The 15,483-nt window shown below is 59.1% G+C and carries 19 protein-coding genes; 4 read left to right on the top strand and 15 right to left on the bottom strand.

Annotated elements, in window-relative coordinates:
• Positions 1 to 54: 54 nt before the first annotated feature.
• The 10 genes from rlmH to rplU form a co-directional block, all read right to left on the bottom strand.
• Positions 55 to 537 carry a 23S rRNA (pseudouridine(1915)-N(3))-methyltransferase RlmH gene (gene rlmH, locus JZX89_RS18635; RefSeq protein WP_149900403.1) on the bottom strand — a complete coding sequence of 161 codons (483 nt, stop codon included), beginning with the start codon at positions 535 to 537 and terminating at the stop codon, positions 55 to 57.
• A 153-nt stretch (positions 538 to 690) separates the two neighbouring features.
• Positions 691 to 1,161 (bottom strand): ribosome silencing factor, encoded by a 471-nt coding sequence (gene rsfS, locus JZX89_RS18630; RefSeq protein ID WP_207134987.1) that lies wholly within the window; start codon positions 1,159 to 1,161, stop codon positions 691 to 693.
• 69 nt (positions 1,162 to 1,230) lie between these two features.
• A complete protein-coding gene (locus JZX89_RS18625) occupies positions 1,231 to 1,854 on the bottom strand; it encodes a nicotinate-nucleotide adenylyltransferase (RefSeq protein WP_188356085.1) in 624 nt (207 codons plus the stop codon).
• A 3-nt stretch (positions 1,855 to 1,857) separates the two neighbouring features.
• Positions 1,858 to 3,144 carry a glutamate-5-semialdehyde dehydrogenase gene (locus tag JZX89_RS18620; protein WP_207134986.1) on the bottom strand — a complete coding sequence of 429 codons (1,287 nt, stop codon included), beginning with the start codon at positions 3,142 to 3,144 and terminating at the stop codon, positions 1,858 to 1,860.
• Positions 3,137 to 4,306 (bottom strand): glutamate 5-kinase, encoded by a 1,170-nt coding sequence (gene proB / locus JZX89_RS18615; RefSeq protein WP_207134985.1) that lies wholly within the window; start codon positions 4,304 to 4,306, stop codon positions 3,137 to 3,139. The genes JZX89_RS18620 and proB overlap by 8 nt, the downstream gene beginning before the upstream one ends.
• Positions 4,303 to 5,373: a GTPase ObgE gene (gene obgE, locus JZX89_RS18610; protein WP_149900400.1), complete on the bottom strand. Its 1,071-nt coding sequence runs from the start codon at positions 5,371 to 5,373 to the stop codon at positions 4,303 to 4,305. The genes proB and obgE overlap by 4 nt, the downstream gene beginning before the upstream one ends.
• Before the next feature lie 201 nt (positions 5,374 to 5,574).
• Positions 5,575 to 6,165, bottom strand: a complete 591-nt coding sequence (locus JZX89_RS18605; RefSeq protein WP_149900399.1) for a GNAT family N-acetyltransferase — start codon at positions 6,163 to 6,165, stop codon at positions 5,575 to 5,577.
• Entirely contained in the window at positions 6,162 to 6,794 is a 633-nt protein-coding gene (locus tag JZX89_RS18600) for a GNAT family N-acetyltransferase (protein WP_149900398.1), read from the bottom strand. The genes JZX89_RS18605 and JZX89_RS18600 overlap by 4 nt, the downstream gene beginning before the upstream one ends.
• A gap of 131 nt (positions 6,795 to 6,925) precedes the next feature.
• Positions 6,926 to 7,195 (bottom strand): 50S ribosomal protein L27, encoded by a 270-nt coding sequence (gene rpmA, locus JZX89_RS18595; protein ID WP_149900397.1) that lies wholly within the window; start codon positions 7,193 to 7,195, stop codon positions 6,926 to 6,928.
• Positions 7,196 to 7,235: 40 nt separating this feature from the next.
• Complete coding sequence (gene rplU / locus JZX89_RS18590; RefSeq protein WP_149900396.1) at positions 7,236 to 7,550, bottom strand: 50S ribosomal protein L21; 315 nt, start codon at positions 7,548 to 7,550, stop codon at positions 7,236 to 7,238.
• A 331-nt stretch (positions 7,551 to 7,881) separates the two neighbouring features.
• Between rplU and JZX89_RS18585 the strand changes: the two genes are divergently transcribed.
• Positions 7,882 to 8,322, top strand: coding sequence for a metallopeptidase family protein (locus JZX89_RS18585; RefSeq protein WP_046799659.1), 441 nt, complete (start codon positions 7,882 to 7,884; stop codon positions 8,320 to 8,322).
• A 30-nt stretch (positions 8,323 to 8,352) separates the two neighbouring features.
• Here the strand turns inward: JZX89_RS18585 and JZX89_RS18580 are convergent, their stop codons facing one another.
• Positions 8,353 to 8,559: a DUF1737 domain-containing protein gene (locus tag JZX89_RS18580; RefSeq protein WP_149900395.1), complete on the bottom strand. Its 207-nt coding sequence runs from the start codon at positions 8,557 to 8,559 to the stop codon at positions 8,353 to 8,355.
• Complete coding sequence (locus JZX89_RS18575; protein WP_153515445.1) at positions 8,556 to 9,467, bottom strand: HpcH/HpaI aldolase/citrate lyase family protein; 912 nt, start codon at positions 9,465 to 9,467, stop codon at positions 8,556 to 8,558. The genes JZX89_RS18580 and JZX89_RS18575 overlap by 4 nt, the downstream gene beginning before the upstream one ends.
• A gap of 109 nt (positions 9,468 to 9,576) precedes the next feature.
• Here JZX89_RS18575 and JZX89_RS18570 point away from each other — a divergent pair, with 109 nt between their 5' ends.
• From JZX89_RS18570 to leuB, 3 genes are all read left to right on the top strand, one after another.
• The gene (locus JZX89_RS18570) at positions 9,577 to 9,807 is read left to right on the top strand and encodes a hypothetical protein (protein WP_065114389.1); all 231 of its coding nucleotides are present in this window, start codon (positions 9,577 to 9,579) and stop codon (positions 9,805 to 9,807) included.
• A gap of 163 nt (positions 9,808 to 9,970) precedes the next feature.
• Positions 9,971 to 10,576: a 3-isopropylmalate dehydratase small subunit gene (gene leuD / locus JZX89_RS18565; protein WP_207134984.1), complete on the top strand. Its 606-nt coding sequence runs from the start codon at positions 9,971 to 9,973 to the stop codon at positions 10,574 to 10,576.
• Between the two features lie 218 nt (positions 10,577 to 10,794).
• The gene (leuB, locus tag JZX89_RS18560; RefSeq protein ID WP_207134983.1) at positions 10,795 to 11,907 is read left to right on the top strand and encodes a 3-isopropylmalate dehydrogenase; all 1,113 of its coding nucleotides are present in this window, start codon (positions 10,795 to 10,797) and stop codon (positions 11,905 to 11,907) included.
• Here leuB and JZX89_RS18555 read toward each other — a convergent pair.
• From JZX89_RS18555 to cobA, 3 genes are all read right to left on the bottom strand, one after another.
• Positions 11,888 to 13,138, bottom strand: coding sequence for a cytochrome-c peroxidase (locus JZX89_RS18555; protein ID WP_207134982.1), 1,251 nt, complete (start codon positions 13,136 to 13,138; stop codon positions 11,888 to 11,890). The genes leuB and JZX89_RS18555 overlap by 20 nt on opposite strands.
• A gap of 216 nt (positions 13,139 to 13,354) precedes the next feature.
• A complete protein-coding gene (locus tag JZX89_RS18550; protein ID WP_207134981.1) occupies positions 13,355 to 14,671 on the bottom strand; it encodes a cobyrinic acid a,c-diamide synthase CobB in 1,317 nt (438 codons plus the stop codon).
• Positions 14,668 to 15,456, bottom strand: a complete 789-nt coding sequence (cobA, locus tag JZX89_RS18545; protein ID WP_207134980.1) for a uroporphyrinogen-III C-methyltransferase — start codon at positions 15,454 to 15,456, stop codon at positions 14,668 to 14,670. Before cobA ends, JZX89_RS18550 begins: the two co-directional genes overlap by 4 nt.
• Positions 15,457 to 15,483 lie beyond the last annotated feature (27 nt).

Below are 15,483 nucleotides of genomic sequence, written 5' to 3'. Positions count from 1 at the left end.
CGTGTCGCGGAGCTTCATGTTGAAATTGAGACGATTTTTACACCAAAAACCCGCTCAAACCCGATGATACGGGTGACCGGAAAGAATGGTGACGGCGCGGTAAAGCTGTTCGGCGATCAGGATGCGAACGATCTGATGCGGCCATGTAAGCTTGCCAAGATTGAGAACGGCCGCCGCCCTGTCGTAAAGCGCGGGGTCGAGACCGTCTGCCCCGCCAATGGCAATGATGAGGTCGCGCTTGCCGCTATCGCGCAGGTCGCCAAAAAACGTGGCAAAAGCCGGACTGTCCAGCGCCTTGCCGCGCTCGTCGAGAAGCACCAGCACCGCACCGTCGGCCAGATGCTTTTCCAGCATCGCCGCTTCTTCGCGCTTGCGTGTCTCGGCATTCGACGCTCGGCTCTCCGCCACTTCGATCACCCGCGAAAACTCCAGCCCGATTGCCGGGCCGGTCTTGGCAAGACGCTCGATATAACGGGTCGCAAGATCCTTTTCAGGGCCGGATTTAAGCCGTCCCACCGCAAAAATCGAAATCCGCATCGCAAACCTGTGACTGTCGTGACAAACAGGGTCACGCTCTTAACAGCATAGCTTGCGGATTCCTATGCGGCCGGTTCGATTTCCGGCCAGAGACATCGTTCCGAAGGCAGAGTGCCTCCGGCAAACACGATGCACTCGATCAAAGGCACCGCATCAATGCAGCGTTTCTTCCGACATTTCCGGCGTCGCCCACATTTTTTCAATATTGTAGAAGGCGCGGATTTCCGGACGGAACACATGAACGATGACATCGCCGGCATCGATCAGCACCCAGTCGCCGGTCTCCAGACCTTCGACGCGGGCGTTGCCGAACCCCTCATCCTTCATATCCTTGAGAAGATGCTCGCAGATCGCCGAGACATGCCTGTTCGATCGCCCGGAGACTACAACCATATAGTCTGCAAGCGCCGATTTTCCGGCAATGTTGAGAGATACGATATCTTCAGCCTTGGAGTCCTCGAGGCTCGCGAGGACGGTTTCGAGGGCGTGATCGGCGGCATCGTCGCCACTGTCCTGGCCCTTCGGGATAGCAACAAATGCTTTTCCCTTGCTGTGTACTGTTGTCAGAGGTTTTCCCTTTCCAAGAATGACAAAACAGATACTGGGCGACGCGATTCTCTGCATCGCTTTATAAAGGTGGCATCAAAGCATTAACTTTTCAAGATATGGAGCCTTCAACGACCGCCGCATACATCATTTGTGATTATTGCGCAGTGCCGTGGAGCTGAGCGTCGAACGCGGACCGTGGATGAAGACCCAGGCGGGAGCCCGTTTTTTCCATAAAACCCCCGCATCGTCCTCGTCTATCCGCGCCTGGCTGAAAGCCTGCGCCATGGTGGAAGAAAGATAGGACAGGGTGGAACCCGGCCGGTCGATCACCGCAATCGGAAAGGTCTCGGCGATCTCTCGCCATTTCTGCCAGCGGTGGAAGCTTTTCAGATTGTCGGCCCCCATGATCCAGATGAAGCGAACATGCGGATTTTTCGCCTTCACCTTGGCAAGCGTATTGGCCGTATAGCTGATGCCAAGTGATTTTTCGAAGGCCGTTACCTTGATGCGCGGATCGCTGACAAGCTTTTCGCAGGCAGCGATGCGGTCCTCCAGAGATGCCAGTTCTGAGCGGCTTTTCAGCGGATTGCCGGGCGTGACCATCCACCAGAGCTGGTCGAGACCCAAGCGGCGCAGCGCGATCTCGGCCACCAGCGCATGGCCGGCATGCGGCGGATTGAAAGAGCCGCCGAACAGGCCGACGACCATGCCGCGCTCCGCATGCGGCATGGTGAGATAACGTCGGTCAAGGCGCTTCTCAGTCGGCAAATATCAGGTCCGTGTCTGGCCGGTGCCATGCACACGGTATTTGAACGAAGTGAGCTGCTCGACGCCGACGGGGCCGCGTGCATGCATCTTACCGGTGGCGATGCCGATTTCCGCACCCATGCCGAATTCACCGCCATCGGCAAATTGCGTCGAGGCGTTATGCAGCAGAATGGCCGAATCGAGTTCGTTGAAGAAACGCTCGACCACTTGAGGGTCTTCAGCGATCACCGCCTCGGTATGGTTGGAGGAATAGGTGCCGATATGATCGATCGCACCTGAAATACCGTCCACCACGGCAACCGAAATGATCGCATCGAGGTATTCGGTGCGCCAGTCCTCTTCCGTCGCGGCCTTCAGGCCCTCAACCATATTACAAACCGCCTGCGAACCGCGCACCTCGCAACCGGCTGCGATCAAGTCATTGACGAGCGGCGCGAGATGCGTGGAAATAGCAGCGGCATCGACCAGCAGGGTTTCGGCCGCGCCACAAATGCCGGTGCGGCGCATCTTGGCATTGACGACGATACGCTTTGCCATATCGAGATCGGCCGAGGCATCGACATATATATGGCAGATGCCTTCCAGATGCGCAAAGACCGGCACGCGCGCTTCCGATTGCACCCGGGCAACCAGGCTTTTGCCGCCGCGCGGTACAATCACATCGACAGTGCCGTTCAATCCACCCAAAAGCGCGCCGACGGCGGCGCGGTCCGTCACCGGCACCAGCTGGATGGCATGTTCGGGCAGACCGGCAATCTTCAAACCTTCCACGAGGCAGGCATGAATAGCGCGCGATGAATGTTGTGAATCCGAACCGCCGCGCAGGATAACGGCATTCCCCGCCTTCAAGCAGAGCGCGCCGGCATCTGCCGTCACATTCGGGCGGCTTTCGTAGATAACACCGATCACGCCGAGCGGCGTGCGCACGCGCTCGATCTTCAGCCCATTCGGACGATCCCAGGCGGCGATAACTTCGCCAACCGGATCGGCCAGCGCCGCAACCGAGCGGATACCTTCGGCAATGCCGGCAATTCGCGCCTCGTTGAGCGTGAGCCTGTCGACGAAAGACGCTGCAAGCCCGGCAGTATCCGCCGCCGCCAGATCTTTCTTATTGGCGGCAAGGATCACATCCCTCGATGCCTCGATAGCGGAGGCCATGGCAAGAAGAGCACGGTTCTTCTGGTCCGTCCCTGCGATGGACAACGGTCGCGAAGCAGCTTTTGCCTGAGCGCCGATGGTCATCATCAGCGCGTCAATATCATGGCTCTGCTTCACGGCCTGTTCAGGCATGGACCTCATCCTTTTTTGCATGTTTCACTTTGACGGCAGCGCCGGTCATGACGAGATCGTCACGATGGATCATCGCCGCACGGCCGACATAACCGAGGATAGCCTCGATCTCATTGGACTTGTGGCCGATAATGAGACGCGCCTCTTCCGCATCGTAGCCCGCAAGACCGCGCGCGACCTCCCGCCCTTCGACACCGATAATGGCGATTGCATCGCCGCGCCCAAAATTGCCCTTCACCACCCTCACACCGGCGGGAAGCAGGCTTTTTCCGGCATAAAGAGCTTTTTCCGCACCCGCATCCACATGGATTTCGCCGGCCGGCTGCAATTGCCCGGCAATCCAGGTCTTGCGCGCCGTCACCGGCGTGCCCGATGGCGCAAACCATGAGGAACGAGCGCCGTTTTCGATCGCCTTCAGCGGATTGAGCGTCTTGCCGGAGGCGATGATCATGCCGCAACCGGCAGCAGTCGCGATCTTGCCCGCATCGATCTTGGTTCGCATGCCGCCGCGCGAAAGCTCGGAAGCTGCACCGCCTGCCATGGCCTCAATCTCGGGGGTAATATCGGCAATCATCTCAAGGAATTTCGCATCCGGATCGAGATGCGGCGGAGCGGTATAAAGCCCGTCAATGTCCGACAGCAGCACCAGAAGGTCTGCGCCCGTCATGGTCGCCACACGTGCGGCCAGACGGTCATTGTCGCCATAGCGGATTTCGGTGGTCGCCACCGTGTCATTTTCGTTGATGATCGGAATGGCGCCGATCTTCAGCAACTGATTGATGGTGGCGCGCGCATTGAGATAACGGCGACGCTCTTCGGTATCGGAGAGCGTCAGCAGAATCTGACCGGCGACGATCTCATGCCGCGACAGGCTTTCAGACCATGCCCGCGCCAGCGCGATCTGGCCGACAGCCGCAGCCGCCTGGCTCTCTTCCAGCTTCAACGCACCGGAGGGCAGGCCAAGCACGGTGCGGCCAAGCGCGATAGCGCCCGAAGACACGACCTGGACATCCGCGCCGTTTTTCTTAAGCGCAGCGATATCCTCACAGATGGCATCCAGCCAGTCTTTCTTCAGACCGGTTTTCCGATCCACCAGCAGCGCCGACCCGATCTTGATGACGATCCGGTGGTGGCTTGCCAGCGGCTTGCGCGTCAGGCTCATAGGCGGTCGTCCTCTTCCTCGGCCTCGCTATCCTCATGCAGCATCGACCGGTCGGGAAGGGCGGTTTCTCCGCCATTGCTTGCCGAAACGATGATGTCGCGAAGCGCACGCAGGGCTTCCGTCATGCCGATATGCGCGGCAGCGGATAACAGCAGCGGCGGACGGCCACAGGCCTTTTCCAGTTCCTTGGCCTTTTTCTTCAACTCTTTTTCATCGAGCACGTCGATCTGCGACAGCGCCACGATTTCCGGCTTCTCGGTCAACCCGCCGCCATAGGCGTCAAGTTCGGCCTTGACAGTCTTATAGGCCTTGCCGACCTTTTCTTCCTGTGCTGAGACGAGATGCAGCAGCACACGGGTGCGCTCCACATGGCCGAGGAACCGGTCGCCGATGCCGACGCCCTCATGCGCGCCTTCGATCAGGCCGGGAATATCGGCCAGCACGTATTCGCGGTCATCGATGGTGGCGACGCCGAGGTTCGGATGCAGGGTGGTGAAGGGATAGTTGGCGATCTTCGGCCGCGCACGGGTGACCGTCGCGAGGAACGTGGATTTACCCGCATTCGGCAGACCGACAAGACCGGCATCGGCAATCAGCTTAAGCCGCAACCAGAGGGTCTTTTCTTCACCGGCAAGGCCCGGATTGGCATGGGTTGGCGCCTGATTGGTGGACGACTTGAAATAGGCATTGCCGAAACCGCCATTGCCGCCGGCGGCAAGACGAAAACGCTGACCCTCCTTGGTGAGGTCCATGATCAGCGTTTCATTGTCTTCCTCGAAAATCTGGGTACCGACAGGCACTTTCAGCACCACATCGGAACCCTTGGCACCCGTGCGGGTCTTGCCCATGCCATGCTGCCCAATCGAGGCCTTGAAATGCTGCTGGAAACGAAAGTCGATCAGGGTGTTGAGGCCGTTGACGACCTCCACCCAGACATCGCCGCCGCGGCCGCCATCGCCACCGTCAGGTCCGCCGAATTCGATGAATTTTTCGCGCCTGAAGGACACGGCGCCTGCGCCGCCGTCACCGGACTTGATATAGATTTTTGCTTCATCGAGAAATTTCATCGGATTGCCGTTCTGTCAGCTTGTGGCGCAACCTGAAGCGATGCCGGCCAAAAGTGCCTTGCGATATCGCGTTACGCATTGCGGTAAAAAGTTCTGTCGTTTCGAATACAAGTGCTTTCCCACAACGTCAAAGACTATCGTGAAGCAAGCACCAAAGCGGGACAAGGCCGGTTTACGATGAAACCGGCCTTGTATTGATTGTCAGCGGCGCGGCGGAATGAAATCTTCTGCCGTGATCACCGTATCGATATGCGCCACCATGGCGGCGCGCGCCGTGGCGTAGATCTGGTGGCAGCCGGTCACCCGGAAGCCGAGTTTCTCCTGCACACGCAGCGAAGCGGGATTATCCGCAAACACGCCGGAATGAACAACCACTCCGGGCATGCGGCGGAAAAACCGTTCGACCACGGCGGCCACCGCCTCGGTCATGTAACCCTTGCCCCAGTAAAAGCGGTTCAGCCAGTAGCCGAGATGCCACTCGCCGTGCCGCAATTCGACGGAGACGACGCCGATGAGCGTATCGTCACCACTGGTGATGGCGAAATCCCAATCGGGCAGGGTGCCTGATGTGCGCAACACCAGCCATTCCAGCGCGTCCTGCCTGTGATAGGGCGCAGGAACACGGGCCAGCATCCTGGTCACGGCAAAATCGCCAAGCGATTCCGCGATGCTGCCGGCATCGGAAAGCCGCTGCGGACGCAGCACCAGACGCGAGGTCTCGATGGTCGGGCAGGGGCCGGGCGGCGCGGCCGTCGCGCCAGTCCGGCGGCGGGTAAGGTCGAGCGTGCTCATCCCATGTCACCCCAGCTCTTCAGCGAAACCCAGGTCTTGCGATCCAGCCTGTACCATTCGACCGGCACCATGCCGCCCAGCGCCAGCGAGCCGACCATGCCGGAACCCTGAAACTGGAAGCCGCACTTCTGGATGACGCGCCGCGACGGGATGTTGGTGACCCGGCAGCGGGCATCGATATGGTCGATTTCGCGCGTGCGGAAGGCCATGTCGATCAGCGCATGCGCCGCTTCCGTCATATAGCCCCGGTTCCAGTAGGGTTCCCCCAGCCAGTAACCGATCTCCAGCGTCTTTTCATCTTCCTGCGGTTCAAGCGCGCAGCAGCCCAGGAACTCGCCATTGTCCATGCGGGTAATTGCATAGACGCACTTGCCAATCTCGCCAGCTTTGGAGCGTCGCACAAAATCCGCGGCGTCTTTGGCCGTGTAAGGGTGCGGCATACGCGACACCATGGTCGCGATATTGGCATTGTTGGCAAGATGGGCAAGGGCGTCGATGTCTTCTTCGTGAGGCGTGCGTAAAACCAGCCTTTGCGACAGTAAAACGGGGCAATCGCTCCTCGACCGATCGGGCCTCGGCCGCTCTTCGGGTGACCGTGATTGGTCTACCCTTAACAATTCAGCTTGCATGGTTCAGTCCCTCCATGAGGTAAAAGAAAAAGGGGAGTTGGGTGGTGCCCCATCTCCCCTGTTTTCTTGACTGAACCTGATACGTCTCAGCCGGGTCGATGGGACACCGGCTGCATATGACGCTTACCGGCTTATTCTGCGGCTTCCGCTTTCGGAGCCACGGATACGAACACGCGGCCATTGGCCTTCGCGCGGAAGTTCACGTTACCTGCGGTCAGCGCAAAAATCGTGTGGTCCTTGCCGATGCCGACATTGGCGCCCGGATGCCACTGCGTGCCGCGCTGACGCAGAATAATATTGCCTGGAATGACGGCTTCGCCGCCGAACTTCTTCACGCCAAGGCGCTTGGATTCGGAATCGCGACCGTTACGCGAGGAACCGCCAGCTTTTTTGTGTGCCATTGGAGTTCTCCTTTAAACCTTGTTTCCCGTGTCGCGCCGATCAGGCAGCAACGATGTCCGTGATGCGGACGACAGTGTGATGCTGACGATGGCCGCGCGAACGCTTGGAGTTCTGACGACGACGCTTCTTGAAGGCGATGACCTTCTTGCCGCGATTGTGCTCGACAACTTCAGCCTTGACGATAGCGCCCTTGACAAAGGGAGCACCGAACGCGGCGTCGGCACCTTCGCCGATCACGAGAACTTCGGTGAATTCTACAGTTGCGCCTGCTTCTGCTTCCAGCTTTTCGATGGTCAGCACGGAGTCGGCCGCTACGCGGTACTGCTTACCGCCGGTCTTGATGACTGCGAACATTTTTTATCCTTTCATGTTCGTTCCGGCTCTGCCCGCCAAAGCAAGCTCGCCGTCTTTTTATCAGTCGGAATTTGGTAGAAACCCGTCGGGACTGAATGTCCCTATGAATGTCTGCCGGTGAAGCCGCCTTTGAGGGGCGGAATAAATCGAAGGCGGACTACGCCATCAATTTGGGTGCCGATTACGCGAGACGCCAGTTTATGTCAAGATGACGACGGCTTGAAAAGTAACTGTAACGCCAAGAATTTCATGCTTTTTTGGCGGGTGCAGCAGTCAGGTCTCGAAATTTGCGCAGCAAGTGTTTATATGGGCCTACCAACAAGGAGCAGAAATGGCCCGCATAGACCAGACCGACGATTGGCGGGACCGCCATGCGCCGACAATTTCCGCCTTCGAGTCGCTTGCGATCGAGGCATATGGCCACCTGCCAGAAGAATTCCGCGCCTTAACGAAGGATCTCATCATCGAGATCGCGGATTTTCCGACCGACGAAGTATTCGAGGACATGGCGCTCGAAACCCCGTTCGATCTTCTCGGATTGTTCGAGGGGCGCGGCATCTCCGAGCGTTTCACCATGGAAACCGGCGAGATGGTAAACCGCATCACGCTTTATCGCCGCCCCATTCTCGACTACTGGGCCGAGAATGAGGAAACGCTTGGCGACATCATCACCCATGTTCTCATCCACGAAATCGGCCATCATTTCGGCCTGTCGGATGACGACATGGAGCGGATCGAGGAAAGCGCCGACGAGGCCGCTGCGGAGCGATAGCCCCGCAGACTCTGCCGGGCGGCAACGCTCTTATTGCTCGCCGAGCTTCATATCCGGATGGTACTCCTTGCCCTCGACCGACTTGGTCACGGCCTGGCCGCAATGCATGACGCCGCTTGCGGCGTTAAAGGCATAGCTCGGAGAGCCGGCAAGTTCCCAGCCCTTGTTCAGCGCTTCCGTGACCCGGTGACAGAATTTTGAGTCATCGGGGCCGGTTATGAAACGATAGACCTTCACGTCTTTTCTGCCTTTCTTTGGGCGATGATATCGGCCATGGCGACCAGCCTTTCGGCCTCAACCACATGCAGCCGTTCGATCATCCGCCCGTTCATGTTGATGACGTTCAATTCCACAGATTCCGGTTTTGCGAAAGCGGCAATAATCTCGCGGGCTTCCGCAACCGCCGCCTCATCCGGGCCGAAATGCCGGTTGGCCGGCTCGATCTGGGCCGGGTGGATCAGCATCTTGCCGTCAAAACCCATGGCGCGACCCTGTTCGCATTCGACCTGAAAAGCCGCAATATCGCGAAAATCATTGGAGACGCTGTCAATGACATCCAGCCCGTAGGCCCGGGCGGCGAGCACCACCTGCATCATCCAGGGCACGAGATAGGCGCGCCCGGGCAAAGCCGGAACACGGGTTTCCTTGCGGAGATCGTTGAGGCCGATGACGAAAGCGGCAAGCCGGGCATCCGGTGTGTGGGCGGCATCGGCAATCGACGCAGCATTGAGGACACCGAGCGGCGTTTCGATCATAGCCCAGATTTTCATAGCCTGCGGCGCGTCCGCCTCCGCCAGAAGGTCGGCCACGTCATTGATATCGGCGGGCTGCTCCACCTTCGGCAGAAGAACCGCATCCGGCCGGCAGGACAGCACGAGCTGCAAATCTGCCTTCCCGTCCGGAGTGGAGAGCGGGTTGATGCGGATAATCACCTCGCGCCCGGCAAAGGGTGCCTCTAAAAACAGTTTTTCGAGATTTTCCCGCGCCTTGCCCTTCATGTCGGGCGCGACTGAATCCTCAAGATCAAGGATCACGCCGTCGCAATCGAGATCGCGGATTTTTTCAAGCGCCCTGACATTGATGGCCGGAACCGACAGCAGCGAACGGCGCGGTCTCACAAGAATATTTTCGGAAAAATTGACCATGCCGCACTTGTGTCAAGCTTTTGTGACATCTGCAAGCTGACAATCCACTGAATCCTCTTGCAAGCCGGAAGAAGAAGGCCCACATTCGTCTGGAAAGAAAGGTTGAATCATGCAAGGCATCCGTTCATTTTTCATCGCCGCATCCGGCATCGCAATTCTGGCGATGGCCGCTCTTTTCACGGCGTCGCTCACAGTCGCTTTTATCGGCGTGCTCGCCGTTCTCAGTGCTGCCCGTATGCTTTCCGCGCGCCTGAAACCGGCTCCCATTCCGGTCAAGCCCCGCAACCAGCGCGACATGCGCGTCTGGAACGATGGCAAAGGCACGATTATCGATCTCTAAGGTCGTTTGATCCGGTCAAAATGCCATTGCGACACACACGGCGTACCGAAGAACGCGGGTTTGCGCTTCTAAAGCGCTAAGTTTTGCAGTATTTCCCGAGAAAGAACATCCGGCAGGCTCTGCCCGCGCCGGATTTGTTCAAGGGAAACACGGGAAGCGACAGATGGAAAAATTCACCAAGCTGACGGGCGTTGCAGCGCCCATGCCGGTGGTCAATATCGACACCGATATGATCATTCCGAAAGACTATCTGAAGACCATCAAGCGCACGGGCCTTGGCAAAGGCCTTTTCGCCGAGTCGCGTTATCTTGAGGACGGCTCGCCCAACCCCGATTTTGTGCTGAACAAGCCCGCTTACCAGAACGCTCAGATTCTGGTCGCCGGCGACAATTTCGGCTGCGGCTCCTCGCGCGAACACGCGCCATGGGCGCTTCTCGATTTCGGCATCCGCTGCGTGATCTCCACCAGCTTCGCCGACATTTTTTACAATAACTGTTTCAAGAACGGCATCCTGCCTGTTCTCGTCAGCACCGAGAACCTCGAAAAGCTGCTTGATGACGCCTCGCGCGGATCGAATGCCGTTCTGTCCATCGATCTGGAACGCCAGGAAATCAGCGGCCCCGATGGCGGCACGATCACCTTCGAAATCGATGAATTCAAACGCCATTGCATGCTGAACGGCCTCGACGACATTGGCCTGACCATGGAGCATGCCGGCGCCATCGACACTTTCGAGAAGGCAAACGCCTCGGTCCGCCCCTGGGCCTGACCACATTTCCGCCCTTCAAAAAAGCCGATCCCGTACAAAACCGTACCGGATCGGCTTTTGCTTTGCTTGAAAAGCCCTTGAGGCGGAGATAAGAAGCCCTCGATCCTGTCCAGCTGGCGATACGACCTGACTGGGACGGAAACGAGTTTGACGCCGCGCTCGCCGCAATCGAAAACCCTTCATGATGTTTTCCGGCGCGCCGCCCAAGGAGGGTTCTCATGACAGTCCGTTCGCTTTTCCTGCTGCCCGGTGACGGTATCGGCCCTGAAGCCATGACTGAGGTCCGCAAGCTGATCGATTATATGAACAGCGCGCAAAATGCCGGCTTCACCGTTTCGGAAGGCCTTGTCGGCGGTTCGGCTTACGACGCCCATGGCGTAGCGATTTCCGACGCGGATATGGAAAAGGCGCTTGCCGCGGATGCGATCCTGTTCGGCGCCGTCGGCGGCCCGAAGTGGGATGGCGTTCCCTACGAGCATCGCCCGGAAGCCGGCCTCTTACGCCTGCGCAAGGACCTCGAACTCTTCGCGAACCTGCGCCCCGCCATCTGCTACCCCGCGCTCGCCGCCGCTTCCTCGCTGAAGCCGGAGCTGGTTGAAGGTCTCGATATCCTCATTGTTCGCGAACTGACCGGCGGCGTCTATTTCGGCGAACCGAAGCAGATCATCGATCTCGGCAACGGCCAGAAGCGTGGCATCGACACGCAGATCTATGACACTTTCGAGATCGAACGCATCGCCGGCGTCGCTTTCGAACTGGCCCGCACCCGCGACAACCGCGTCTGCTCGATGGAAAAGCGCAACGTCATGAAATCAGGCGTTTTGTGGAACCAGGTCGTCACCGAAACCCACGCCGCCAAATACAGGGACGTTCAGCTGGAACATATGCTGGCCGATGCCGGCGGCATGCAGCTGGTGCGCAAGCCCAAACAGTTCGACGTGATCGTGACCGACAACCTCTTTGGCGACATGCTCTCCGACGTTGCTGCGATGCTCACCGGCTCGCTCGGCATGCTGCCATCGGCCTCGCTCGGCGCACCGGACGCCAAGACCGGCAAGCGCAAGGCCATGTATGAGCCGGTTCACGGCTCGGCCCCGGACATCGCCGGCAAGGGCATCGCCAACCCCATCGCCATGATCGCCTCCTTCGCCATGTGCCTGCGCTATTCGTTCAACATGGTGGATGAGGCGACGAAGCTCGAAACGGCAATCGCCAACGTGCTCGACAAGGGCATCCGCACCGCCGACATCATGGCCGAAGGCAGCCGCCAGGTCAGCACCTCCGAAATGGGTGACGCGGTTCTCGCTGAATTCAAGGCGCTTTCGGCGTAACGCTCACCGAAACCGGCTGGGCAGGCGGCACCGCCGTCTGCCCTTCTTCCTTCGGGAGAAGATGCTCGTAGCGCCTGTCGGTCAGCGTCTTCAGAAATGCGACGATGGCATCCACCCGCTTGTCATCCAGCGCCGGCGCAGATGTCAGTTCCGTCATGGCGATGTTCTCAGGCACTTCCGGCGCATCCCATGTCTTGCCAGTTTCCGGGTTGATCTGACGGCTGGGCTTCTTGCTCTTATATTTCACGTAAAACAGCACCACCGTGCGTAGATCCCGAAACACGCCATTGTGCATATAAGGACCGGTAACCGCGACGTTGCGCAGCGTCGGCACCTTGAATTTTCCCCGCTGAGCCGGATCACCGGCCACTTCAGGATTTTGCGCCAAACCCAGATCGACCGCATCCGGCCTCGAACCATTTACGGCCCTGACCGCCATATTAGCGGGAACACCGATATTGAAATATTTGTGGTTGGTGAAGAGGCCGTCTTCCAGACCCTTGGCACCACGGATTTCATGGCAGGTATTGCAATTGGTGAATTGCGTCGAGGAGATGAGAACTCGGCCCAGCTCCTCCTGATCGGTCAGCTTTTCCTTGCCCCGCAGAAAGCGGTCGTACTTGGAATCGAAGGTTGAGAATTCATCCGAGCGCTCGAAGCTCGCCAGCGCCTTGGTCATCGCGGCATAGGCGGTCTCATCGCTCTGGAAGACATCATTGCCGAACTGTGTGCCGAAGGCTGCGACATAATCCGGGTTTTCCCTGAGCCGTTTTACGACAGAGGCTTTGTCCGGCATGCCCATTTCAAGCGGATTGAGCGGCGGGCCGCCCGCCTGATCTTCCAGCAGCGAGGCCCGGCCATCCCAGAACTGCCCGCCGACATACTCACCCGCCGCATTTTTGCCGAAAGGCGGCGTGAACCGGGCATAGGCTGCCGTCGGCGCATTGCGGTCACCGAGCGAAATGCCGTCATCACCCAGCGACACATCCCGCCCAACCTTCTCGCTCTCGCGTGCATCGGAAAAACCTGAAGCCTGCATATGGCAGGTGGAACAGGCCATGGTGCGGTTCATCGAAAGATTGGGATCATCGAATAGCGCTGCGCCCAGCTTTTCCAGCGTCGCATAGTCTTCGCCGCCATGGGCGGACATGCCGTTGATTCCCCCACCGAAGGGAGCCAGCAGAATGGATGCAGCAAGAGCGGCAGAGAGAAAAATTCGGGGCTTTATCATCGGTAGGCACGCTCGGGACAAAAATGCGCGATAGCAGGCTCGGGCCGGAAAATATGAAACAGCTTTCAAGCCGACCACACTTCACGGAACATGGATCGCAGGAGCTATTTCCGCTTTTCCGTGTTCCCTGACGCGATCTATAGCACTTTCCCATGGCCAGAGCCTACAAACTTTCGCAGCTTGCTCCACTTTGCCGCACCACGACGAAAACCCCGGTCAACCGCCTCTCGCGATGGCATGGAAGAAGGTGCCAGAGACGAAACCCCTTCTCCCACCCGATGGCCCGAGCGGACGGCCCTGCCCGTCGGCGATCTGGGCAAAAGGCTCATCACGGCCGGGATCGGTGACCCGTGCATAATGAAACTCATGGCCGCGCAGAACATCGCCCGCCGAGCCGAGCGGACCACTTGCCGCGATCGTTGCCTGCCGGTAACCGAGGTTCATCTTACGCGTTGCAAAACTGGTGGCATGCGATAGAAGCCCGGTCATGGCGTGGGTTGCCCCATCAGCATCTTCAAGCGCCTCGCCGAGCACCATGTAACCGCCACACTCACCATGCACCGGCTTCGTCGCGGCAAAACGGGTAAGACCGGCCTTGAAATCACCCGCATCGGCGAGTTTTCCGGCAAAAAGCTCGGGATACCCGCCCGGCAACCAGCAAATATCACAGCTCTCGTCAGGCGCCTGATCAGCCAGCGGCGAAAATGGCACGATTTCGGCCCCGGCCGCATGCCAATGTTTCCTGAGATGCGGATAAAGGAAGGTGAAAGCCGCATCCTCAGCCAGCGCGATACGCTGGCCGGGTGGTGCAATCGCCGCCGACACCGAACCCGAAGGCACATTCACCGGCGCGGCGAGTGAAAGCAAGGCGTCGAGATCTATGGATTTTTCCATTGCATCCGCCAGCCGTTCTATATGGGCATCGATTTCCGGATGTTCGCTGGCCTGAACCAGCCCCAGATGCCGCTCCGGCAAGATGAGCGACGGATCGCGCAGGACACAGCCCGCAACGGGAAGGCCGATTTTTTCGATGGCTTCCGTGCACAGGGTCCGGTGCCTTTCGCTACCAGCTCGGTTCAGCACCACTGCCGCCATGGTGACATCAGGATCGTAATGAGCAAAACCATGGGCGACAGCGGCCGCCGTCTGCGACTGGCCTGACACATCCAGCACCAGCAGCACGGGAATGCCGAACAGCCGCGCCAGATCCGCCGCCGAACCGGTGCGGTTTTCCGCCACCGGAATGCCGTCGAACAGACCCATGGCGCTTTCGATCAGAACGAGTTCCGCATCCTCGGTTTGCTGTGAAAACAGATGCCGCAGCAAATCCGGCTGCATGGCCCAGCTATCCAGATTGAGACCGGGCGTGCCGGTGGCGAAGGCGTGGAAACCGGGATCGATATAATCCGGCCCGGTCTTGATCCCCCGCACCTTGATGCCACGCCGGGCAAAGGCCCTGAGCAGGCCGATGGTCACGCTGGTCTTGCCCGACCCCGAACGCGGCGCACCGATGATGATCGCCCGAACCGTCATGAACCGACCCCACCGAGACGGCTTCGCATCGAAACGATCTCCCCGATGACGATCAACGCCGGTGCTTCAAAATTTTCCCGCTTTGCATCGTCAGCTATGCTTTCCAGCGTACCAATGAAAATGCGCTCTTGCTCCGTCGTCGCCGACATGATGACCGCAACCGGCGTCGTGCCCGAACGTCCGCCCTGCACCAGAAGTGCTGCAATCGCGCCAATATTCTTTAACCCCATATAGACGACAATGGGTTCCTGTGTTTTCGCCAGCGCCAGCCAGTCGAGATCCTCTTCGGTGCCCGCCGCATGGCCGGTGGCAAGCGTCACAGCGCGGCTGATGCCGCGCATGGTGGCGGGAATGCGAGCCGAAGCAAGCGCGGCGAGCGAAGAGGTCATGCCCGGCAGGATCCGGAAGGGAATGCCGGCTCCGACAAGCGCCTCCGCCTCTTCGCCACCGCGCCCGAAAATGAAGGGATCGCCACCTTTCAGCCGCAGCACCTTCTTACCCTGCCGTGCAAAATCGATCAGGGAGGCGGTAATATCGTCCTGCGTCGTCGAGGGCTTGCCGCCCCGCTTCCCGGCAAAGACGATTTCGGCCTGTGGGCCAAGAGACACAACGTCATCGCTTACCAGTGCATCGCGCACGATAATATCGGCCTGAGAAAGCGCCAGCGCCACTTCCAGCGTCAGATAACGCACATCGCCCGGCCCTGCGCCCGCGAGCCAGACGTGACCGGCCTCAAAGACCGGGCCTTTTGCGGCAATGCTGTTCAAAATCTGCGGTATCGACATTTCTTGGCTGCTTTTTAACGATGACGG

Source organism: Agrobacterium burrii, assembly GCF_017313405.1.
GTDB lineage: Bacteria > Pseudomonadota > Alphaproteobacteria > Rhizobiales > Rhizobiaceae > Agrobacterium > Agrobacterium burrii.
Note: the sequence above shows the minus strand (reverse complement) of the source record. Positions and strands in the feature narration are given on the sequence as shown.